The sequence below is a fragment of the Streptomyces sp. NPDC001530 genome (assembly GCF_042894545.1).
Taxonomy (GTDB): domain Bacteria; phylum Actinomycetota; class Actinomycetes; order Streptomycetales; family Streptomycetaceae; genus Streptomyces.
This window is the reverse complement of the sequence record NZ_JBIAVS010000013.1, coordinates 61161-83400: the sequence shown is the minus strand read 5'-3', so window position 1 is coordinate 83400 and position 22240 is coordinate 61161. Positions and strand designations below refer to the sequence as shown.

The following is a 22240-nucleotide window of genomic DNA, read 5'->3' as shown; positions in this document are numbered from 1 at the left end:
CATGGGATGACACGCCATGTCCGCCATACGGACATGTCGGTGCCGGAGCACGTCTACCCGTCGACGTCCGTTCACCCGTATGTATGGCGGCCGTTGGGACTCACTGGGAAGTTTCCCGACATGACCGCTCCTTCCAGGGGGACACCCCCCGGACCCCCCGTCCCTGACGTCGGTATTCCGCCACAGCTCGCGCAGCGTATGAGCATGGCGGAGCAGCACGAGTACCTGCGGACGAAGCTCACGCGGCGCCGCGCGCTGGTCACGGCGGGCGCGTTCGCGGGCGGCGGGCTGCTGGCCGGCTGCGCCTCGGGGACGGCGACGAGCGCGTCCACCACGACGCCCAGCCCCGCGACCAGCCGCGTACCCGGCTCGGTCGTCGCGCCGTTCGGCCGCCACCTCGCCTTCGGCGCGGACCCGAAGACCCAGATGCGGATCTCCTGGCAGGTGCCGTTCGCGGTCAAGAAGCCCTTCGTGCGTGTGGGATTGAAGCCGTGGGGGCTGAGCCGGAAGATCGAGGCCGAGGTCCGCGCCCTGCACACGCCGGGCGTCACGGGGCAGCGGCTCGCGCTGGACCAGTACTACCTGCACGCGGCGCTCGACGGCCTGCGCCCCGGGACGACGTACTACTACGGCGTCGGCCACGAGGGATTCGACCCGGCGTCCAAGGAGCGGCACTCCACGATCGGTTCCTTCCGCACGGCGCCCGCCAGTCCCGAGAAGTTCGTGTTCACCGCCTTCGGGGACCAGGGCGTCACGCCCGACGCGCTCGCCAACGACAAGGTCATCCTCGGCCGGCAGCCGTCCTTCCATCTGCACGCGGGCGACATCTGCTACGCCGATGTGATCGGCGTCGGCAAGGACTCGGACGCGTACGACCCCAGCGCCTGGGACCTGTTCCTCAAGCAGACCGAGCCGGTGGCGAAGTCGGTGCCGTGGATGGTGACGACCGGCAACCACGACATGGAGGCGTGGTACTCGCCGAACGGGTACGGCGGCCAGTCGGCCCGCTGGACGCTCCCTGAGAGCGGCTTCGACGCGCGCAACGCCCCGGGCGTCTACTCGTTCACGTACGGCAATGTCGGCATCGTGGCGCTGGACGCCAACGACGTGTCGTACGAGATCCCCGCCAACAAGGGCTACACGGACGGCAGGCAGACGGCCTGGCTCGACAAGCGGCTCGGTGAACTGCGCAAGACGGTCGACTTCGTCGTCGTCTTCTTCCACCACTGCGCGTACTCGACGTCGACGCACGCCTCCGACGGGGGCGTCCGGGACGCCTGGCTGCCGCTGTTCGCCAAGCACCAGGTGGACCTGGTGATCAACGGACACAACCACGTGTACGAGCGCACCGACGCCGTCAAGGGCGGCAAGGTGGGCAAGAAGGTGCCGGTCGGCGCGTCGACCGATCCGACGCGGGACGGGATCGTGTACGTCACGGCGGGCGGCGCGGGCAAGAGCCTGTACAGGTTCCCCATCGGGGTCAAGGACAGCTACGAGGGGAAGGTCACGCACCGCGAGTCCATCGAGACCTTCCACTGGACGAAGTCGCAGCAGCAGAACCCCGACACCGTGGAGTGGTCGCGGGTGCGGTACACCGGCTTCTCCTTCCTCTCGGTGGAGGCGGAGGCGGGTACGTCTCCCCGGCTCAAGGTGTCGGCACTCGCGCAGAGCGGCAAGCGCATCGACTACTTCGAGGTGCGGCGCGGGGCGTAGGCCTCGCGCCGCACCCCGTGCGGGCGCGGCTCCCGGTATGGGGCGGGCCTCAGTGGCCCGACGCGTGTGCCGGGCTTCAGTGGCCCGACGCGTGTGCCGGGCTTCAGTGGCCCGACGCGTGTGCCGGGCTCAGTGACCCGTAGCGCCGCCGTTGTCCCTGCGGTCGAGGGCACGCTGGAGCGCGGCGGCGGCGTTCTTGCGCTCGGACTCGCTCGTACGGGAGATGTGGCGGACTCGGCGGCGGACGGTCGTCTCGGCCATGATGAATCGACTCCTTGCCTCCGGATGCGAGGGCAGCCGGAAGTGCGGTGAGGAAATTACGAGACGCCGGAAGGGGCGGGAAGCGGTGCCGCAGGGGTTGCCTGCCAGGGGCTCCGGCTCACGACCGCCATTCGCTGGGTCGAGCGAGACGTTCGGCTCCTACAAAGCTAAGCGAGGACCGGGTATCTGTCTCCACAATTACTCGGACTTCCTACTATCTGAGACGGCGGATTGGGTCACACGCCTCTGACCTGGGACGACCGTCCGTACGGCGTCACCCGCCGCGGGGTGCAGACGGAGGGCGCCCACCGTCGGAAGCAGGCAGAGCACGCCGAGCGCCACGAACGCGACGGCGTACGCCGAGCGCGGTGCGTCCGTCAGCGCCGCGCCCCCTCGCAGGGCGACCGAGGCGATCGCCACACCGAGGCCCGCGGCGAGTTGGTGCGCGGTCGCGAACAGGGCGTTCGCGTCCCGCAGCCGCTCCGGCCGCGTCTCGCTGAAGGCGATCGTCGAGTAGCCGGTGAGACCGACCGAACGGGCGACCCCGCCGAGCGCCGCGACGACCGCGATCACCGCGACCGGCGTCGCCGCGGTGAACAGCGCGCAGCCCGCGGTCGCGGCGGCGAGCCCCAGCGTGGAGACGATCAGCAGCGGCCGGAAGCCGAACCGGTTGATCAGATACGTCGTCGCGGGCTTGATCCCGATGTTGCCCACGAAGACGAAGAGCACCACCGCGCCCGACTTCACCGCGCTCCAGCCGAACACCTCCTGGAAGAGCAGGGGCAGGAGGAAGGGAACGGCGGAGACGACCGCCATGTAGAGCGAGCCGTCGAGCGCCGAGGCCCGGAAGGACTGGACGTCCAGGGTGCGGAGGTTGACCAGCGGGTGCGGGGTGCGCAGCAGATGGCGCCCGGCCGCCGCGAGCGCGACGACGGCGATCGCGCCGGTCACGGCCGCGTCCGCCGAGGTGCTCCGGGTCTCGGAGACCAGATGCCCGGTCCAGGTCAGAGCCGCGAGACCGGTGCAGGTCAGCAGAACTCCGGTCAGGTCGAGCGGCGGCGTGGCCTTCGGTGCGGTGCGCTCGATGAGACGGCGTGCGACGAGGAGGGCGAGGGCACCGAGGGGCACGTTCAGGAGGAAGATCCAGTGCCAGGAGGCGTACGTGGTGATCACACCGCCGAGCAGCGGCGCGACGACCGGGGCGGCGAGCCCGGGCCACACGATGTACGCGACCGCGCGCGGCAGATCCTGCTTGGCGGTGCCGGCGAGGACGACGAGCCGGCCGACGGGCACCATCATCGCGCCGCCGGCGCCCTGCAGGACACGCATCCCGACGAGCAGGCCGAGGGTGGGCGCGACGGCGCAGGCCAGGGAGGCGAGGGTGAAGAGCGCGATCGCGGCGAGGAAGACACGGCGCGGGCCGAAGCGGGCGGTGAGCCAGCCGGAGAGAGGGATGAGGACGGCGAGGGTGACGAGGTAGGCCGTGATGATCAGGCCCACGGAGGCGGGGGTCGTGTGCAGGTCGCCGGCTATCTGCGGAGCGGCGGTCGACACGATCGTGCCGTCCAGCATCTCCATGAAGAAGCAGCCCGCGACCAGGAGCGCGGTGCAGCGCTGGCGCGAATCCATCATGGGACCAGGTTCGAGGCGGACCACTGTTGCACACAAGGTCCGATTGCTTCACGTAGCATTGCGTCTTATGCAGCAATCGCGGGACGGAATGGCGTACGGGGTCGCACCCCTCCCCGACATGAATCTGCTCCCCGCCCTCGACGCCCTGCTCCGCGCGGGCAGCGTGGCGGGCGCGGCGGCCGAGCTGAACGTGTCCCCCTCGGCGATGAGCCGCACCCTGGGCCGGCTGCGCCGGGTGGTCGGCGACCCGCTCCTCGTACCGTCGGGGCGCGGCCTGACCCGCACGCCGCGCGCGCAGGAGATGCAGCCCCGGGTGCAGGCGGCGCTCGCGGACGCGGTGGCGGCGCTGCGTCCGCCGCGCGAAGTGGAACTGGCCACCCTGCAAAGGGAGTTCAGGATCCGCACGAACGACGGGATCGCCCTGTCGCTGGGCGCCCCACTGCTGGAGCTGGCGGCCCGGGAGGCGCCCGGCGTACGGCTGCGGCTGCTGCCGGAGGGCGACGAGGACCCGGCGGACCTGCGCACCCATGTCGACCTGGACGTGGGCGAGTTGCCGGATCCGCTGCCGCACGACGTGCGCAGCGCGGTGCTGCACGAGCACCGCTATGTGGCCGTCGCGCGCGCCGACGCCGCGTTCGCGCGCGGGCCGCTGACCGCCGCGCGGTTCGCCGCGCTGCCGCACATCACGGTGACCCGGCGCGGCCGCACGCACAGCGTGGTGGACGAGCGCCTCGCCGAACTCGGCCTGCGCCGCGATGTCCTGGCCACCGCCCCGACCTACGGCGCGGCCTGCTTCTTCGCCCTCCGCACGGACGCGCTCGCGCTGGTCCCGTCGGAGGTCGCGACCGAGACGTCCCGCGTGCTGCCGCTCGCGGTACTGGAGATCCCCCTGGACCTGCCGACGGTCGCGACGGGCCAGGCGTGGCACGTACGGGTGGACACGGATCCGGCACACCGGTGGCTGCGGGGGGCGCTCGCCCGGGTGGCCTCGGAGGTCACCCCCGCCGCGGATGCAGCGCCCGCAGCTCCCTGATCAGCGCGCGGACGGCGACCGTCGTGGCGAGCTCCGGCGTGGTGACGTACCCGACGGAGCGTGTGGGGCGCTCCGAACCGAGATCAGTGATCTCAATCGAGAGCGGTGCACTCGTGAGGGACAGCGCGGGCATGATGGCCATTCCGAGACCACTGCTCACCATCGAGAGCACCGCTCCGTCGTCCTCGGCGTGCACCGTCGCGCAGGGGATCCAGTCCTGCCCGGCCCACCAAGTCCGCGTGTAGGACGAGCAGTTCTCGGTCCAGTCGACCAGCGGGAGCGAGCGCGGGTCCGGATGCCCGACCGGGTGCACCAAGGCGTACGGCTCCTCCAGGAGTACGTCGCCGATCAGTTCCGGCGGCACCGGCGTGCTCGTGCCGAGTGTGGCGATCCCGACGTCCGCCCGGCCCTCGGCCACCTCCCCCGCCGTACCGGGCCCGACCTCCCGTACGACGCGCACCGTCGGCTCGATCCCGGGGTGCCGGGCCGCCAGCCGTTCCAGCGCGGGCGGCAGCAGGTGCAGCGCCGCGCTGCGGAAGGCGGCGATGCGCAGCGGCCCGGCGACCGTGTCCGCACCGCCGGGCCCCGCACCCGCGCCCCGCGCCTCCGCGACAAGCGTGTCCAGCATCCGCAGCACCCGGCGCGCATGCGCCACCGCCCGCTCCCCCGCGGCCGTGGGACGCGCCCCGCCCCGCCCGCGCTCGAACAGCACGACCCCCACCTTGCGTTCGATGCCGCGCACCGCGTGCGAGACCGCGGACTGTGTCATGCCGAGCGTGACGGCGGCCGCGGAGAAGCCGCCCTCGCGGGCGACGGCCACCAGGGTGCGCAGCTCCCGCGGGCTGAGATCAGCCGTCGCCGGTCTCTGCGGGGCGAGATCAGCTGTCGCCATGAAGGGCTCCCCACCTGCTGCTATGAACACGGCTCATGGAAGTGGCCGTTCCATGAACGCAACCCTCTGCCCGGGCGCGGCATTCCTTCCTACGGTCCCGTGCCATGAACGACATCGCGCTCACCGTCCAGCAGACCGCCCGCCCGACCGGCTTCCCGACCCCGGACCACTTCCGTTTTGCCGAGTCACCCGTGCCCGAGCCCGCCCCGGGCACGGCCCTCGTCGAGAACCTCTACTGGTCCGTCGACCCCTACCACCGCGAAATGATGGACGGCGACTTCGAGCTCAACGCCCCGCTGGAGGGCCGCACCCTGGGCCGCGTCATCGAGTCCCGCGACCCCGCGCTCCCCGAGGGGGAGATCGTCTTCCATCGCGAGGGCTGGCGCACCCACTCCGTCGTACGCCCGGCGCAGACCAGACGCCTCCCGCACCACTCCGGCGTACCGCTGTCCGCGTATCTGAGCGTGCTCGGCGGCACCGGTCTGACCGCGTACGTCGGGCTCACGCGCATCGCCCAACTCCAGGAAGGCGACAACCTGTTCGTCTCGGCGGCCGCCGGCGGGGTCGGCACGGCGACCGGACGGTTCGCGCGGCTGATGGGCGCCGGACGGCTGGTGGGCAGCGCGGGCAGCCCGGCGAAGGTGGCGCACCTGAAGGCACGGGTCGGCTACGACGAGGCCTTCGACTACCACTCGGGGCCCGCGTCCGACCTCCTGACCAAGGCCGCCCCGGACGGCATCGACGTGTTCGTCGACAACGTCGGCGGCGGCCAACTCGGCGCGGCGATCGGCGCGTTGCGCGAGCGCGGCCGGGTGGTGCGGGTCGGCACGGTCGGCCAGTACAACACTCCGGACGCCCCGCCGGTCCTCTTCAACCACGCCGATGTCGTGGAGAAGAGCCTCCGCATCGAGGGCTTCCTGGTGAGCAACTACCGGGACGTGCAGGAGGAGTTGTACGCGTTCGCCGTACCGCATCTGCTCAGCGGCCGGCTCGCGCTCGACGAGAGGGTCGTCGACGGCTTCGAACGGATCGTGGACGCGTTCCTGTCGATGCTGCGCGGCGGCAACACCGGCAAGATGATCGTGCGCGACATCCGCCACGCCCGACACTCCTGAGAGACCCTCAGAGCACGTCCCCGTCACGCCAGTCGAAGATCAGCTCGTGCGCCGGGTCGAGGGGGCCGGCCGACGCGGGGCGCACGAAGGTGGTGCCCTCCTCCTCGGGCAGCCGCACCACGCCGTCCGGGCCGAGCGCGCAGATCCGGCCCGGCCAGACCTGCCAGCCCCGGGCGGTGTACAGGGTGGCGCCCTGCTCGCTCGCGGAGAGCGCCCCGAGCCCGTAGGCCCCCTCGACGATCCGCTCCAGCTCGGCCATCACCCGCCCGCCGAGGCCCGTACGGCGCGCGTCGGCACGCACCCCGACCCCCTCCACGTATCCGACGCGCAGCGAGCGGCCGCGGTGCAGGACGCGCCGCTGGATCACCGAGCCGTGGGCCGCGAGGCCCCGCTCGTCGTGCACGAGGACGTGGATGCCCCCGAGTGTGTGGTCCCAGTCGTCGTCGCTGAAGTCCCCTTCGAAGGCCTCGTCCAGGAGGTCGCGGACGGCACGGAGTTCGGCGGGGGCGAGGTCCGCCGTGTGAGCGGTACGCAGTCGGGTGGCCATCCGCCCAGTATTCACGAACCGATTGCTCCTACCTCTCGTCCAGCAGGACACCTTGACAGGCCCACAGAGCGTCTCCACCCTCACAATCATCGGATGACTGCGAGAAGGAGGCTCTCATATGGCGGTCCGCTTACGGCCCCGCTCGACCCCATCCCGGCCCTCGGCCCCGGCGCGGGCCCGCACCCTCGTGTTGACGCTCTGCTCCGCACTGCTCGCCACCGCGGCCACCGCGCTTCCGACCCGCGCGGATGCGGCGGCGTCGAGCGCGACCTGGGAGGTGAGGGGTTCCCACGGCTCACCGACGGCGGTCGTGGCACTGGATCCGGTCGACGGGCACGTGACGCTCGCGGTGAGACGCGACGGCAGGACGGTCCTGGAGCCCTCCCCGCTCGGCCTGGTCACCGAACAGGCCGACTTCTCCCGGGGCTTGACCTTCGACGGACGCTCCGACCGCACGGTCGCCGAGCACTACACGAGCTCAACAGGCAAGTCCCGCAAGCGCGTTGTCCACATGACCGAGTCCCGCTTCCGCTTCCGTACGGCGGCCGGTGCCCGGCTCGACCTGGTGACCCGGGTCGCCCCGGACGGTGTCGCGTACCGCTACGTCCTGCCACGGGCCCGAGGCGACGCGCAGGCCCACGGCACCGTACTGCGCGAGACCTCGGCCTTCACCCTCCCCACCGGCTCGAACGCCCTCCTCGGCGGCTACCGCGCGGACAACGAACTCCGCTTCTCCCGCTACGACTCGGCGGCGACGGCTCCGGCGGGCGCGTACATGATGCAGGCGCTCTTCGGAACGCCCGGCGGTTACGCCCTGATCGCCGAGTCCGACGTCAACGGCACATACGCGGGCGCCCACTTGACGCACGCCGCGGACTCGTCGACGTACGGACTGAGCCTCTGGAACGACGAGCCGGTTCAGACGTCCGGCGCGCTCGCCACCCCCTGGCGCGCCATCGTCACCGGGGATCTGGCGACCGTCACCGAGTCGACCTTCACGGACGACCTCGCCCCGGCGTCCCGCGTCCGCGACACCTCGTGGATCAGGCCGGGCCCGGCCCTGTGGACCTGGCTGGCGGGTGGCAAGGAGGCGGGGCAGAGCCTGGCGGCCCAGGAGAAGTACGTGGACTACGCGGCCGAGCGCGGCTGGCCGTACGAAGTCGTCGACGCGGGCTGGTACTTCAAGACCGACGCCTGGGACGTGGTCGATCCGAACTGGCAGACGGACAGCTGGATGCCCGAGCTGGTGCGCTACGCGGCGGCGAAGGGGGTGGGCATCCACGTCTGGCTGCACTACAGACTGCTCACCGACCCCGTCGAGCGCGAGAAGTGGCTCGGGACGCTGGAGAGTTGGGGCGTCAAGGGGGTGAAGATCGACTTCATGGACTCGGAGTCCCAGGAGCGGATGCGCTGGTACGACGAGGTACTGGAGTCCACGGCCCGTCATCACCTCATGGTGAACTTCCACGGCTCGACGATCCCCAAGGGCATGCAGCGCACCTGGCCGCAGGTCATGACGATGGAGGGCGTCGGCGGCGAGGAGAAGCGCACGAACACTCCGGAGCAGTTGGCCGCGCTCCCCTTCACGCGCAACGTCATCGGCTCCATGGACTTCACACCGGGCGCCTTCCACCGCCCATACCGCCCCAACGTGGCTTCCGACGCGGGTGAGTTGGGGCTGACGGTCCTCTACGAGTCGGGCATCCAGAACCTCTCCGGAACCCCCGAGTCGTACGACGCGCGGCCCGAGGCCCGCCGCTACCTGGAGCAGCTGCCCGCCCGCTGGGAGGAGACCCGCCTCCTCACCGGCGACCCGGGCCGCTCGGCGGTCCTGGCGCGGCGCGCCGCCGACGGCCGCTGGTTCATCGGCGGCACCTTCACCGGCCCGGCCCGCACGGTCGACGTACCGATCCGCCTGGGCGCCGGCCGCTGGCTGGTGGAGACGGTAGCGGACGGCCCGTCGGGTCTCGTGCGCGAGACGCGTCTCGTCCGGGGCGGAGACACGCTCGCCGTACCGGTGCGGGCGGACGGCGGCTTCGCCGCACTCGCCTGCCGTCCGCACCAGGGCCGCACGACCTGCGAGAACTGACCCACCCACCCCTAACCTCTGAAACTCACTTGACTGGTTAGAGGCGGGCATGATGCACTGCCCACACCACCAAAGTGACTTTCAGGGGTTAGGAGAGCGCCGCTCATGAGCGTCCACGGGATCCATCACCGCACCGCCACCGTCCGCGGCCACGAGATCCACTACCGGGAGGCGGGGCCCGCGGACGCCCCCGTGCTGCTCCTGCTGCACGGCTTCCCGACCAGCTCGCACATGTTCCGGGACCTGATGCCGCTGCTCGCGGACCGGTACCGACTGATCGCCCCCGACCATCTCGGATTCGGCCGTTCCGCGGCACCGGCGGCCACCGGCTTCCCGTACTCCTTCGCCCAACTGGCCGAGATCACCGGCGAGTTCACCGAGCAGCTCGGCCTGAAGGAGTACGCGCTCTACATCCAGGACTACGGCGCCCCGATCGGACTGCGCCTCGCACTCGCGCACCCCGAGCGGGTGACGGCGATCATCACACAGAACGGCAACGCCTACGAGGAGGGGCTGGGCTCCGAGGCCTGGGCACCGGTCCGCGCGCTGATCGCCGAGCGCACCCCCGAGACCGAGGCGCCGGTCCGCGAGATCAGCAGGCCCGACGGCATCAAGTGGCAGTACCTGCACGGCGTTCCGGACCCCACCCTCGTCAGCCCCGACGCGTACGAACACGACGCGGCCCTCATGGCCCGCCCCGGGCAGCCCGAGATCCCGCTCGACCTGATCTCCGACTACGGCTCCAACTTCGCCCTCTACCCGGCCTTCCAGGAGTACTTCCGCACCAGCCAGGTCCCCCTGCTGGCCGTCTGGGGCGCGCACGACGAGATCTTCGTCCCGGCCGGCGCCCTCGCCTTCCAGCGCGACCTCCCGAAGGCCGAGATCCACCTGCTCCCCACCGGCCACTTCGCCCTCGAGACGCACGCGGGGCAGATCGCGGGGCTCATGCGGGACTTCCTCGACCGGCACCTGACGACGGCCCACGGCTGAGCAGCGGATCGCCCACACGACTGATCCTCCGCCCGGCATGCGACATCGGGCTCCGGCAAGGGGAACGGTGACGTCATGAGCGACACGGCCAAAGCACTGCTCGAGGGCGGACCGGATGATCTGCCCGAACGGATCGTCCCGATCCCACCCCCTGGAACGGATGTGAAGATCGAGTTGCGCAATGGATACGAACACTTCAGGGCGACCCCACGGCACGCGGACACGCCGGAGGGCAGGCTGCCCGTGTACGAGTGGTGGGAGCGGACGGAGTTCCCCGGGTAACGCCACGCCCCGGCGCGGCGAGGGACGGCGGATCAGCGCACCGCCGCCGTGACCGCCTCCCGGAAGCCCTGGGGATCCTCCACCCACGGCAAGTGCCCGGCCTCCGGCAGGATCACCCGCCGTACCCGCGGCAGGGCCCGCTCCAGCGAGTCCACCGCCGAGCGCGGCCGGATGTCGCGGGCGCCGTCGACGATCAGCACCCGCAGGTCGAGCGCTTGGCAGGCGGCGTACAGCTCGGGGGTGGCCCACGCCCGTTTCCGCTCGGCATTGAGGGCCTTGCCGCACTCGGTGTTGATCCCGAACCACGGGTCGGCCATGCGCCCGGCGTGTTCGAGTGCCCGCTCGCGGTCCTCGAACTCGCTCGACCACTGGAGCACCGCCCGCTCCCGCTCCTCCTCGTCGGCGAGGTGCGGACGGTGCGCCAGTTCCTGCCACCGGGCGAGCCGTTCGGGGTTCTCCCCGAGCCGGTCGTGGAGGTTCTCCAGGTACGCGGGGTACCAGTCCGCGTCGGGGCTGATGCCTGTACCGGCCACGTACACCAGCGCGCTGACCCGCTCCGGGTGCGCCAGCGCGTAGCTCAACGCCAACTGCGCGCCCCAGGAGTGGCCGAGCAGCGCCATCCGCTCCAGCCCGAAGTGCCGTCGTACGGCGTCCAGATCGGCCACGAACCGCTCACTCGTCCACGGGCCCGCGCACCGCTCCGACCGCCCGCACCCGCGCTGGTCCCAGCGGACCACCGTGGCCGGATCGGCCAGCAGCGCGGCCACGTCGCCGAACATGTCCCACAGTCCGGGCCCGCCGTGGCACAGCACCAGCGGCGTACCACCCCGGCCCGACCGGGTCGCCCACAGCCGTACGCCGTCGTCGGCCTTCACCGTCTCCGTCTCGCTCCCCCTCCAGATCATGGTGGAGAGTCTGCCGTCCGAGGAACGGCGCGGGCCAGGTCGCCGCCCCCGAAGGTCGGCTCCCTGGCCCGTCGTCGTCCGTCCGCGGTCTCAGCCCATGTGCGGGTACCCGTAGTCGGTCGGCGGGACCAGGGTCTCCTTGATGGCGCGGGTCAGTGTCCAGCGCATCAGGTTCTGCGGGGCGCCGGCCTTGTCGTTGGTGCCGGAGGCGCGGCCGCCGCCGAAGGGCTGCTGGCCGACGACGGCGCCGGTCGACTTGTCGTTGATGTAGAAGTTGCCGGCCGCGTAGCGGAGCTTGTCCATCGTGTACGCGGCCGCCGCGCGGTCGTTCGCGATGACCGAGCCCGTCAGCGCGTAGTCCGACGCCGACTCCATCTGGGTCAGCATCTCGTCGTACTGGTCGTCCTCGTAGACGTACACGGCGAGGAAGGGACCGAAGTACTCCGTCTTGAAGACCTCGTTCTCCGGGTCCGAGCACTCGACGACCGTCGGGCGCACGAAGTAGCCGACGGAGTCGTCGTACGAGCCGCCCGCGACGATCGTGCAGGTCTCGTCCGCCTTGGCACGGTCGATGGCGGCCTTGTTCTTGGCGAACGCGCGCTCGTCGATGACCGCGCCGATGAAGTTCGACAGGTCGGTGACGTCACCCATGGTCAGGTAGTCGACCTCGGCCGCGAACTCCTCGCGGAAGCCGCTGTTCCAGATCGACGCGGGGATGTACGCCCGGGACGTGGCGCTGCACTTCTGGCCCTGGTACTCGAAGGCACCGCGGGTCAGCGCCGTCTTCAGGACCGCGCGGTCGGCGCTCGGGTGCGCGACCAGGAAGTCCTTGCCGCCCGTCTCGCCGACCAGACGCGGGTACGAGCGGTACTTCTCGATGTTGGTGCCGACCGTCTTCCACAGGTACTGGAAGGTCTTGGTCGAGCCGGTGAAGTGGATGCCCGCGAGGTCGCGGTGCTCCAGGGCGACCTTGGAGACCTCGATGCCGTCACCGGTGACGAGGTTGATGACGCCCTTGGGCAGACCGGCCTCCTCCAGCAGCTGCATCAGCAGCACGGCGGCGTGGGTCTGCGTCGGGGACGGCTTCCAGACCACCACATTGCCCATGAGGGCGGGAGCGGTGGGCAGGTTGCCCGCGATGGCGCTGAAGTTGAACGGCGTGATCGCGTAGACGAAGCCCTCGAGCGGGCGGTGGTCGAGGCGGTTCCAGACGCCCGGCGAGTTGGCCGGGGGCTGCTCGGCCAGGATCTGGCGGGCGTAGGCGACGTTGAAACGCCAGAAGTCGACGAGCTCGCAGGGACAGTCGATCTCGGCCTGCTGGGCCGTCTTCGACTGGCCGAGCATGGTGGAGGCCGCGAGGGTCTCGCGCCAGGGGCCCGCCAGCAGCTCGGCGGCGCGCAGGATGATCGCGGCGCGGTCGTCGAAGGACATCGCACGCCAGGCCGGCGCGGCGGCGAGGGCGGCGTCGATGGCGTCCTGGGCGTCCTGCTGGGTGGCGTTGGCGTACGTGCCGAGGCGGGCCTTGTGGTTGTGCGGCTGTACGACGTCGAAACGCTGTCCGCCGCCCATCCGCTTCTCGCCGCCGATGGTCATCGTCAGGTCGAGGGGGTTCTCGGCCAGCTCCTTGAGCCTGGCCTCCATACGGGCGCGCTCGGGCGAGCCGGGGGCGTAGCCGTGCACCGGCTCGTTGACGGGGGTGGGGACCTGGGTTACAGCGTCCATGTTTTCCGTAACTCCTTTATGAGCGGGTGGTTCGGGCTCAGCCCTTGGTGAGGATCGAGCGGGCGAAGAAGAGGAGGTTGGCCGGCTTCTCCGCCAGGCGGCGCATGAAGTAGCCGTACCAGTCGGTGCCGTACGCGGTGTACACACGCATGCGGTGGCCCTCGGCGGCGAGCCGCAGGTGCTCCTCGCTGCGGATGCCGTACAGCATCTGGAACTCGTACTCGTCCAGCTTGCGCCCGGCCTTGCGTGCGAGCTCCTGCGCGATGGAGATGAGTCGCGGGTCGTGGGACCCGATCATCGGGTACCCCTCGCCCTCCATCAGGATGCGCAGGACGCGGACGTACGCCTTGTCGATCTCGGCCTTCTGCTGGTACGCGACCTCGGCGGGCTCCTTGTAGGCGCCCTTCACCAGGCGGACGCGGCTGCCGTTCGCGGCGAGGCGGCGGGCGTCGGCCTCGGTGCGGAACAGGTAGGCCTGGATGACGCAGCCGGTCCCCGGGAAGTCCTTCCGCAGCTCCTCGTGGATGGCGAACATCGAGTCGAGGGTGGTGTGGTCCTCGGCGTCCAGCGTGACCGTCGTACCGATGGCGGCCGCGGCCTCGACGACCGGGCGCACGTTGGCGAGCGCCAGCTCGTGCCCGTTCTCCAGCGCCTGCCCGAACATCGACAGCTTGACGGACATCTCGGCCTTGGTGCCGAGGTCCAGGTCCTTGAGGTGCTCGATGAGTTCCAGGTAGGCGTCCCGGGCGGCGAAGGCCTGCTCGCGGGTCGTGATGTCCTCGCCGACGACGTCGAGGGTGACCTCGAGCCCCTTGGCGGCGGCGTCCCGCACGATCGGAATGACCTGGTCGACCGTCTCGCCGGCGATGAAGCGGGCGACCACCTGCTTGGTGCCGGGGGCCGCCGACACGAAGCGGCGCATTTTGTCGCTGCGCGACGCGGCGAGAATCACGGGACCCAGCACGGGGCACCTCCACGGAAAGAACGGACGGCCGCGGCCCCTGAAGAGACTTTTCGGGTACGGCACGGAGAACCACCGTGAAACCTAAGGATCCCTCCGATCGTCGACCATCGACAGCTGTCACGCATCCGTGCCCTGGATCTCAGACATCTGTATGAGGCGGCAGGGAAAATGGGGCAGAATGCCCGTGTGACGGGCGATTTCAAGGTGGGGCGAGGGGCAGGGCGCGGCGAGTACCAGGAGCTGGTCGACGAGATCTCGGCGCTCCTCGGCGCTCCCGCGACGCTGGAGAACCGCGACTTCGAGCTGATCGCCTTCGGCGTGTACGACAGCGACAGCGACTTCGACGAGGCCTCCCTCGACCCCGTCCGCACCCGCTCGATCCTCACGCGCCGCTCCACGTCGGCGGTCCGGGCGTGGTTCGAGAGCTTCGGCATCGCGCGCGCGACCGGCCCGGTGCGCATTCCGCCGACTCCGGAGGCGGGGGTGTACCGGGGGAGGATCTGCCTCCCGGTACGCCATCGGGGGGTGGTGCTGGGATACGTCTGGCTCCTCGCCGACGACCCGGGGCCCACGCCGGAGCAGCTGACCGCCGCCATGGACGTCGCCTCCCGCATCGGCGACCTGCTCGCCGACGAGGCCCAGGCCGGCGCCGACCTCACCCGCGAACTGCGCGCCGTCCTCACCGCCGAGCGCGGCTGGCAACGCGACATGGCGGTCGCCGAACTCCGCACGGCCCTCGGCCCGCGCGCCGACGGCCTGCACACCGTCGTCTGCGTCGCACCGTGGCCCTCCGCCGACCCCGACGACGCCCCTTCCCCCCGTACGGTGCCCGGGGCGACGGCGCTGTGCACCGTGCCGTGGGGGGCCACGGGGCAGAGCCTGGCCCTGCTCGTACGGCTGCGGTCGGCGGATGTACTGACGCCGGCGCTGACAGCGGCTTCCCGCTTCGTACGGGAGGCGGACGGGGGACTCGGAACGGATCGGCCGGCGGCCACTGGGGTATCGGGCGGGGCCGAGCCCGGCGGGGCGGCCGGGGCCGCGGCGGGCGGAGCCAAGACCGGCGGGACGACCGGGGCCGCCGTGGGCAAGCCGGGCGGGACGACCGGGGTTGATCGCCCGCGGCGCGCCGCGGCCGGGGTCGCCACCGCCCGCGTCGGGCTCGCCGAGCTGGGTACGGCCTGGCAGGAGGCGTCCGCCGCCGCGCGCGCCGTACTGGCCGAGCCGCGCCTCGGCCCGGTCGCCGAGTGGGCGTCCATCGGGCCCTTCCGGCTCCTGACGTCGCTCCCTCCTGAGGCGGCCCAGGACCCTGCCGTACGGACCCTGTTGGCGCCCGCCCACAGCGAACTCGCCCGCACCGCCGAGGTGTTCCTCGACTGTGCGGGCCAAGCCGGGCGCACGGCGGCGGAGTTGGGCATCCACCGGCAGACGCTCTACTACCGCCTGTCCCGCGTCGAGCAGCTCACCGGCCTGGACCTGGACGACGGGGAGGACAGGCTGCTGCTGCACATGGCGCTGAAAGGAGCGCGACTCTAGGCGACTTAGACGGCTTAGGCGGCTCTGAGCGGCTCTGGGCGGCTTGAGGGGGGCTGGCTCTGGACGGCTCTGGACAGCTCTAGGGACAGGCGCCCGCGAGCAGATCCCCGATCGCCGCGATGCCCTCCGTGATCGCCCGCTCCCCCACATCGCCGAAGCCCAGCACCAGTTGGACCGGTGTCGTCGCGCGGGTGGAGCGGCACGGGCTCATGCCGTACAGGCCGACGGACCGTTCCCGCGCCGCGATGACGACGGCCTGCTCGTCGGCCGGGGCGGCGAGATGGGCGACCGCGTGGAACCCCGCGGCGAGACCGGTGAGCCGGACCTCGGGCGCGTGGGCCGCGAGGGCGGAGACAAGGGCCGTACGCCGGGTCGCGTAGGCCGTGCGCATACGGCGCAGATGGCGGTCGTAGCGGCCGGACTCGATCAGCTGCGCGAGGGCGAGCTGGTCGAGGGTCGGGGAGCCGCGGTCGGTGAGGCGCTTGGCCTCCGCGACCGGGCCGATGAGCGCGGGCGGGCAGAGCAGCCAGCCGATGCGCAGGGCGGGGGCGAGGGACTTGCTGACGGTGCCGATGGAGATCACCCGGTCCGCGGCGAGCCCCTGGAGCGCGCCCACGGGCTCCCGGTCGTAGCGGAACTCGGCGTCGTAGTCGTCCTCGATGACGTACGCGTCCCGCCGCATGGCCCACTCGATGAGGGCGAGCCGGCGCGCGGGGGCGAGGACGACTCCGGTGGGCCACTGGTGCGCGGGGGTGACGATGACGGCCCGCGCTCCGGTCGCGTCGAGCGCCCGTACGTCGATGCCGTCCTCGTCGACCGGTACGGGCACCGCCGTCAGGCCCACGGCCTCCGCGGCGGCCGTCGCCGTGGCGGGCGCGCCCGGGTCCTCGTACGCCACAACGCGCACGCCGCCCCGGGCCAGACTGCGCAGGGCAAGGCCGAGGCCCTGCGCGTAACCGGAGCAGACCACGATCCGCTCGGGGTCAGCCGCGGCGGCCCGCACCCGGCGCAGATACCCGGCCATGACCTCGCGCAGGGCCGAACTCCCGCGCGGATCCCCGTAGTCGAGGTCCGCCGTCGGCATGGCGCGGCCCGCCTCACGCAGCGCCCAGAGCCAGTCGGCGAGCGGGAAGCTGCCCAAGTCCGGTACGCCGTGCCGGAAGTCGGCGATCAGGCGCGGGGCGGCCGGGTACGGGGAGGCGGGCGCGGGAGGCACATGGGCGCCCGCCGCGACCCGGGTGGCGGAGCCGACGCGCGTCACGAGGTAGCCCTCCGCCTGGAGTTGGGTGTAGCAGTCCTGGACAAGTCCCCTGGACAGGCCGAGCGCACGTGCGAGTTCACGGGAGGACGGCAGGCGCTCCCCGGCACCGAGCCGACCGGTGCGAATCGCGTCGCGCACCTGCCGTTCCAGCTGCGCGCGCAACTGCTCACCGCTGCTCCGGTCGACGGACAGGAGCAGCTCGGGCGACAAACCGGCCCACTGCGGAGGCATGGAATTGGAGCTTACCGGCGGTCCGGCGGGAACCTAGCGTCGTTCGCATGACGACCGACGCGACGACGCCCCCGCCGACTCCCTCGACCACTCCCCCGCCGGCGACACCCCGCCCGCCCCTCCTCACCCGCCTCCTGATGCTCCGCTTCGTGAGCATGATCGGCGCGTCGCTGAGCTTCTTCCTGCTCCTGTCGGTCGTCCCCCGCTACGCGACGGCATCGGGCGCGGGCCTGGCCACCGGCGCCCTGATGCTGTCCACGGTCCTCGGCGAACTGGCCGCTCCCCGCTTCGTGGCCCGCCACGGATACCGTGTCGCGCTGATCATCGGGCTCGCCCTGCTCGGCGCACCGGCGCTCGTCCTGACCGTCTCCCACGACATGGCCTGGATCGTGGCGGTCTGCCTGGTCCGCGGCCTGGGCTTCGCGCTCACCCTGGTGGCGGGCGGCGCGCTCACCGCGTCGCTCATTCCCGCCCAGCGCCGGGGCGAGGGCCTGGCACTGGTGGGCATCGTCACCGGCGTACCGTCGCTGATCGCGCTGCCGCTGGGCGTGTGGCTCGCCGCGCACGTGGGGTACGCCCCCGTCGCGGTGACCGCGGGCGTGGCCGCGCTGGCCGCGATCGCCTCCGTACCCGGCCTGCCGGACCGGGAGTTGGCGTCGGGGAAGCCGGTGGGCATGGTGGCCGGGCTGCGGACCGGCGCCCTGGCCCGGCCCGCGATCGTCTTCGCGACCACCGCCCTGGCGACCGGGATCATCGTCACGTTCCTGCCGCTCGCCGTGCCCGCCGCGTACACCGGGGTCGTCGCGGTGGCCCTCTTCGTGCAGCCCGCCGCGTCGACCGCGGCCCGCTGGCTGGCCGGCCGCTACGGCGACCGGCACGGCCCCGCGCGCCTGGTGCTGCCGAGCCTGGTCCTCTCCTCCGCGGGCCTGCTGATCACGGCGCTGACCGGCAGCCCGGTCGCCGTCCTCGCCGGAGTGGCCGTCTTCGGCATCGGCTTCGGCATCGCCCAGAACGCCACGCTGACCCTGATGTACGCGAGGGTCCCGGCCTCCGGATACGGCACCGTCAGCGCGCTGTGGAACCTCGCGTACGACGGCGGCATGGGCGTCGGCGCGGTCGGCTTCGGCGCGCTGGCCGGGCGGACGGGTTATGCGCCGGCGTTCGCCATCACCGCCGTACTGATGCTGGTAGCGGTCATCCCGGCGCTCCGAGACCGCCGGACGAACGCAGCGAAGGAGGATTGACCGCGCTGTACGTCGCGCTGGCCCGCGGCGATCACGAGACGGCGGTGGCAGAGGCCCGCGCGCTGCTCGACGGGCCCTTCGACTGGATGGCGACGCTCGTCGCGAGCATCGTCCTGACCGATGCGGCGGCGCTGCGGGGCGATGCGGAGGCGGTGGCGATCGCCTGCCGCGAGGGCCTGATCGAGCCGGGGACGACTGCCTCCTCCTGACGCCGTCATACGGCTGAGGGCCGGGCCACCCCAAGGTGTCCCGGCCCTCGACAGTGCACGTCAGACGAGGTTCACCGATCGCGCCGACGTCGCGCCGATCTCCTCGGCGACCTCGGAGAGGACGGCCTGCGGGACCGTGTCGTCGACGGTGAGGACCGCGAGGGCCTCGCCGCCGGCGGCCGCACGGGCGACCTGCATGCCGGCGATGTTGATGCCCGCCTCGCCGAGGATGCGGCCGACGGTGCCGACGACGCCCGGACGGTCCTCGTAGCTCAGCACGACCATGTGGTCGGCGAGCGCGAGGTCCACGTCGTAGTCGCCGACGGCGACGATCTTCTGCAGGTGCTTGGGGCCCGCGAGCGTGCCGGAGACCGAGACCTCCTGGCCGTCGCCGAGCGTGCCGCGCACGGTGACCACGTTGCGGTGGTCCGGGGACTCGCTCGACGTGGTCAGGCGGACCTCGACGCCGCGCTCCTGCGCGAACAGCGGGGCGTTGACGTACGACACCGTCTCGTCGACGACGTCCTCGAACACGCCCTTGAGCGCGGAGAGTTCGAGCACCTTGACGTCGTGCTGGGTGATCTCGCCGTAGACCTCGACGTCGAGGCGGACCGCGACCTCGCCCGCGAGGGCGGTGAAGATGCGGCCGAGGCGCTCGGCGAGCGGCAGACCCGGCTTGACGTCCTCGGCGATGACGCCGCCCTGGACGTTCACCGCGTCCGGGACCAGCTCACCGGCGAGGGCGAGGCGCACCGAGCGGGCGACGGCGATACCGGCCTTCTCCTGCGCCTCGTCCGTGGAGGCGCCGAGGTGCGGGGTGCAGACGACCTGGTCGAGCTCGAAGAGCGGGGAGTCGGTGCAGGGCTCCTTGGCGTACACGTCGAGGCCGGCGCCGGCGACGCGGCCCTCCTTGAGCGCCGAGTACAGCGCCTCCTCGTCGACGATCCCGCCGCGCGCGGCGTTGACGATGCGCACCGACGGCTTGACCTTGTGCAGCGCCTCGTCGCCGATGAGACCGAGGGTCTCGGGGGTCTTCGGCAGGTGGACGGTGATGAAGTCGGAGACCTCGAGCAGCTCGTCGAGGGACAGCACCTTGACGCCCATCTGCGCGGCCCGAGCAGGCTGGACGTAGGGGTCGTAGGCGACGACCTTCATGCCGAACGCGGACATGCGCTGCGCGACCAGGGCACCGATGCGGCCGAGGCCGACGACGCCGAGGGTCTTCTCGGCGAGCTCGACACCGGTGTACTTGCTGCGCTTCCACTCGGCGTTCTTCAGCGCCGAGTTGGCCTGCGGGATGTTGCGCGCGGTGGCCAGCAGCAGACCGCAGGCCAGCTCGGCGGCGGTCACGATGTTCGAGGTGGGGGCGTTGACGACCATCACGCCGGCCTTGGTGGCGGCGGAGACGTCGACGTTGTCCAGGCCGACGCCGGCTCGTGCGACGACCTTCAGCTTCTTGGCGGCGGCGACGGCCTCGGCGTCGACCTTGGTGGCCGAGCGGATCAGGATCGCGTCGACGTCGGCGATCGCGGGCAGCAGCTCCGCGCGGTCCGCGCCGTTGGCGTGCCGGATCTCGAAGTCCGGGCCCAGGGCGTCGACGGTCGCGGGCGACAGCTCTTCAGCGATGAGTACGACAGGTTTCGAGCTCACGTGAGTCCTCACAAGTCCAATGCGGACGGCCGTCCCGACGGCCGCAGGCGGTGGAGGGTTGCTAGCCGCGTGGAAGACGCACGACGCTGTGGGCCTGACGCGTATGTTGTGCAGCAGTCTAGTGCTGCTACGGGGGGCGTCTTGCGCCTCCACGGAAGGATCACCCGGACGTGGCTGGCCTCAATGGACAACAGCGTTACCCAGGGTTCGACGATGGGGCCGGAACGTCGCGTTCCGGCCCCATGGTCGTCAGGCTTACGCCTCGTCGTCGTTGACCCAGCTCATGAGCTTGCGCAGCTCCTTGCCGGTGGTCTCCAGCAGGGACTCGGCGTCCTGCTTCTTGTACTCGTTGTACTTCTTCAGACCGGAGTGGTACTCCTCCATCCAGTTACGGGCGAACGTGCCGTCCTGGATCTCGGCGAGGACCTTCTTCATCTCGGCCTTGGTGGCGTCGGTGATGATGCGCGGGCCGGTGACGTAGTCGCCCCACTCGGCGGTCTCCGAGACGGACCAGCGCATCTTCTCCAGGCCGCCCTCGTACATCAGGTCGACGATGAGCTTCAGCTCGTGCAGGCACTCGAAGTACGCGATCTCCGGCTGGTAGCCGGCCTCGGTCAGCGTCTCGAAGCCCGCCTTGACCAGCGCGGCCGTACCACCACAGAGGACGGCCTGCTCACCGAACAGGTCGGTCTCGGTCTCCTCGGTGAAGGTCGTCTTGATGACGCCGGCGCGGGTGCCGCCGATGCCCTTGGCGTACGACAGCGCGAGCGCGAAGGCGCTGCCGGTCGCGTCCTGCTCGACGGCCGCGATGCAGGGAACGCCGCGGCCCTCCTCGTACTGGCGGCGCACCAGGTGGCCCGGGCCCTTGGGGGCGACCATGCAGACGTCGATGCCGGCCGGGGGCTTGATGAAGCCGTAGCGGATGTTCAGGCCGTGGCCGAAGAACAGGGCGTCGCCGTCCTTCAGGTTCGGCGCGATGTGCTCCTCGTAGACCTGGGCCTGGATCGGGTCCGGCACCAGGATCATGATGACGTCGGCCTCGGCGGCGGCCTCCGACGGCGTCACCACGCGCAGCCCCTGCTCCTCAGCCTTCGCCTTGGACTTGGAGCCCTCGTGCAGACCGACGCGGACGTCGACACCCGAGTCGCGCAGCGACAGCGCGTGGGCGTGGCCCTGGCTGCCGTAGCCGATGACCGCGACCTTGCGGCCCTGGATGATGGACAGGTCGGCGTCGTCGTCGTAGAACAGCTCGGCCACTGGGGTTCTCCTTGTTTTCCGGTATTGCCGGTGTTGCGTCCCACCGTACGGCGGGCGGGGGGAGGGAAGTTTTCGGGTCTCGGTATACGGGCGGACTGTGTGCGCTGTCCGCCCGTATCACGATCGTTCACGGACTCGACTGGATCGCTTGCGGACCCAGGTCGACCGTTTACAGACTTACGCGGATCGGTCGAGCGCGCGCAGCGAGCGGTCCGTGATCGAGCGCGCCCCGCGTCCGATCGCGATCGTGCCGGACTGGACGAGCTCCTTGATGCCGAACGGCTCCAGCATCTTGAGCATGGCCTCCAGCTTGTCACTGCCGCCGGTGGCCTCGATGGTGACGGCCTCCGGGGAGACGTCCACGGTCTTGGCGCGGAACAGCTGGACGATCTCGACGATCTGGGAGCGCGTCTCGTTGTCGGCGCGCACCTTCACCAGAACGAGTTCGCGCTGCACGGCCGAGGACGGCTCCAGCTCGACGATCTTCAGGACGTTGACGAGCTTGTTGAGCTGCTTGGTGACCTGTTCGAGCGGCAGTTCCTCGATCACGTTCACCACGATGGTGATGCGCGAGATGTCGGGGTGCTCGGTGACACCGACGGCGAGCGAGTCGATGTTGAAGCCGCGCCGGGAGAACAGGGCGGCGATCCGGGCGAGGATGCCGGGCTTGTTCTCGACGAGGACGGAGAGGGTGTGCTTGCTCATGGTTC

The 22240-nt window shown here is 71.3% G+C and carries 20 protein-coding genes; 9 read left to right on the top strand and 11 right to left on the bottom strand.

Annotated elements, in window-relative coordinates; all coding sequences use genetic code 11:
* Window positions 1-204 precede the first annotated feature (204 nt).
* Entirely contained in the window at window positions 205-1713 is a 1509-nt protein-coding gene (locus tag ACFY0T_RS26635) for a purple acid phosphatase family protein (RefSeq protein ID WP_388875388.1), read from the top strand.
* Window positions 1714-1842: 129 nt separating this feature from the next.
* Here ACFY0T_RS26635 and ACFY0T_RS26630 read toward each other — a convergent pair whose 3' ends face one another.
* Window positions 1843-1974, bottom strand: a complete 132-nt coding sequence (locus tag ACFY0T_RS26630; protein WP_388875385.1) for a hypothetical protein — start codon at window positions 1972-1974, stop codon at window positions 1843-1845.
* A 198-nt stretch (window positions 1975-2172) separates the two neighbouring features.
* The gene (locus tag ACFY0T_RS26625) at window positions 2173-3606 is read right to left on the bottom strand and encodes a DHA2 family efflux MFS transporter permease subunit (RefSeq protein WP_388875382.1); all 1434 of its coding nucleotides are present in this window, start codon (window positions 3604-3606) and stop codon (window positions 2173-2175) included.
* Window positions 3607-3673: 67 nt separating this feature from the next.
* Between ACFY0T_RS26625 and ACFY0T_RS26620 the strand changes: the two genes are divergently transcribed.
* A complete protein-coding gene (locus ACFY0T_RS26620) occupies window positions 3674-4639 on the top strand; it encodes a LysR family transcriptional regulator (protein WP_388875378.1) in 966 nt (321 codons plus the stop codon).
* Here the strand turns inward: ACFY0T_RS26620 and ACFY0T_RS26615 are convergent.
* A complete protein-coding gene (locus ACFY0T_RS26615) occupies window positions 4602-5531 on the bottom strand; it encodes a LysR family transcriptional regulator (protein ID WP_388875375.1) in 930 nt (309 codons plus the stop codon). The genes ACFY0T_RS26620 and ACFY0T_RS26615 overlap by 38 nt on opposite strands.
* A 104-nt stretch (window positions 5532-5635) precedes the next feature.
* Here ACFY0T_RS26615 and ACFY0T_RS26610 point away from each other — a divergent pair, with 104 nt between their 5' ends.
* Window positions 5636-6646, top strand: coding sequence for an NADP-dependent oxidoreductase (locus ACFY0T_RS26610; protein WP_388875373.1), 1011 nt, complete (start codon window positions 5636-5638; stop codon window positions 6644-6646).
* A gap of 7 nt (window positions 6647-6653) precedes the next feature.
* On the opposite strand, the gene ACFY0T_RS26605 is transcribed toward ACFY0T_RS26610, so the two are convergent.
* The gene (locus tag ACFY0T_RS26605) at window positions 6654-7193 is read right to left on the bottom strand and encodes a GNAT family N-acetyltransferase (protein ID WP_388875370.1); all 540 of its coding nucleotides are present in this window, start codon (window positions 7191-7193) and stop codon (window positions 6654-6656) included.
* Between the two features lie 118 nt (window positions 7194-7311).
* On the opposite strand from ACFY0T_RS26605, the gene ACFY0T_RS26600 reads away from it, so the two are divergent.
* From ACFY0T_RS26600 to ACFY0T_RS26590, 3 genes are all read left to right on the top strand, one after another.
* Entirely contained in the window at window positions 7312-9282 is a 1971-nt protein-coding gene (locus ACFY0T_RS26600) for a glycoside hydrolase family 97 catalytic domain-containing protein (RefSeq protein ID WP_388875366.1), read from the top strand.
* A gap of 105 nt (window positions 9283-9387) precedes the next feature.
* Window positions 9388-10272, top strand: coding sequence for an alpha/beta fold hydrolase (locus ACFY0T_RS26595; protein ID WP_388875363.1), 885 nt, complete (start codon window positions 9388-9390; stop codon window positions 10270-10272).
* Between the two features lie 75 nt (window positions 10273-10347).
* On the top strand, window positions 10348-10554 hold the full coding sequence (locus ACFY0T_RS26590) for a DUF5988 family protein (RefSeq protein WP_388875361.1): 207 nt from the start codon (window positions 10348-10350) through the stop codon (window positions 10552-10554).
* A gap of 32 nt (window positions 10555-10586) precedes the next feature.
* Here ACFY0T_RS26590 and ACFY0T_RS26585 read toward each other — a convergent pair whose 3' ends face one another.
* The 3 genes from ACFY0T_RS26585 to ACFY0T_RS26575 form a co-directional block, all read right to left on the bottom strand.
* Window positions 10587-11459, bottom strand: coding sequence for an alpha/beta fold hydrolase (locus ACFY0T_RS26585; RefSeq protein WP_388875358.1), 873 nt, complete (start codon window positions 11457-11459; stop codon window positions 10587-10589).
* 90 nt (window positions 11460-11549) lie between these two features.
* The gene (gene pruA, locus ACFY0T_RS26580) at window positions 11550-13181 is read right to left on the bottom strand and encodes an L-glutamate gamma-semialdehyde dehydrogenase (RefSeq protein WP_388875355.1); all 1632 of its coding nucleotides are present in this window, start codon (window positions 13179-13181) and stop codon (window positions 11550-11552) included.
* Window positions 13182-13218: 37 nt separating this feature from the next.
* On the bottom strand, window positions 13219-14145 hold the full coding sequence (locus ACFY0T_RS26575; RefSeq protein WP_388875352.1) for a proline dehydrogenase family protein: 927 nt from the start codon (window positions 14143-14145) through the stop codon (window positions 13219-13221).
* Between the two features lie 168 nt (window positions 14146-14313).
* Between ACFY0T_RS26575 and ACFY0T_RS26570 the strand changes: the two genes are divergently transcribed.
* On the top strand, window positions 14314-15678 hold the full coding sequence (locus tag ACFY0T_RS26570) for a PucR family transcriptional regulator (RefSeq protein WP_388875349.1): 1365 nt from the start codon (window positions 14314-14316) through the stop codon (window positions 15676-15678).
* Window positions 15679-15757: 79 nt separating this feature from the next.
* Here ACFY0T_RS26570 and ACFY0T_RS26565 read toward each other — a convergent pair whose 3' ends face one another.
* Window positions 15758-17170 (bottom strand): PLP-dependent aminotransferase family protein, encoded by a 1413-nt coding sequence (locus tag ACFY0T_RS26565; RefSeq protein ID WP_388875346.1) that lies wholly within the window; start codon window positions 17168-17170, stop codon window positions 15758-15760.
* Window positions 17171-17217: 47 nt separating this feature from the next.
* Here ACFY0T_RS26565 and ACFY0T_RS26560 point away from each other — a divergent pair, with 47 nt between their 5' ends.
* Entirely contained in the window at window positions 17218-18414 is a 1197-nt protein-coding gene (locus ACFY0T_RS26560) for an MFS transporter (RefSeq protein ID WP_388875343.1), read from the top strand.
* Window positions 18411-18623, top strand: a complete 213-nt coding sequence (locus ACFY0T_RS26555) for a hypothetical protein (RefSeq protein ID WP_388875996.1) — start codon at window positions 18411-18413, stop codon at window positions 18621-18623. Before ACFY0T_RS26560 ends, ACFY0T_RS26555 begins: the two co-directional genes overlap by 4 nt.
* A gap of 60 nt (window positions 18624-18683) precedes the next feature.
* Here ACFY0T_RS26555 and serA read toward each other — a convergent pair whose 3' ends face one another.
* The 3 genes from serA to ilvN form a co-directional block, all read right to left on the bottom strand.
* Entirely contained in the window at window positions 18684-20273 is a 1590-nt protein-coding gene (serA, locus tag ACFY0T_RS26550; protein WP_388875341.1) for a phosphoglycerate dehydrogenase, read from the bottom strand.
* A gap of 255 nt (window positions 20274-20528) precedes the next feature.
* The gene (gene ilvC / locus ACFY0T_RS26545) at window positions 20529-21530 is read right to left on the bottom strand and encodes a ketol-acid reductoisomerase (protein ID WP_388875338.1); all 1002 of its coding nucleotides are present in this window, start codon (window positions 21528-21530) and stop codon (window positions 20529-20531) included.
* A gap of 177 nt (window positions 21531-21707) precedes the next feature.
* Window positions 21708-22235 (bottom strand): acetolactate synthase small subunit, encoded by a 528-nt coding sequence (gene ilvN / locus ACFY0T_RS26540; RefSeq protein ID WP_388875336.1) that lies wholly within the window; start codon window positions 22233-22235, stop codon window positions 21708-21710.
* Window positions 22236-22240: the final 5 nt, after the last annotated feature.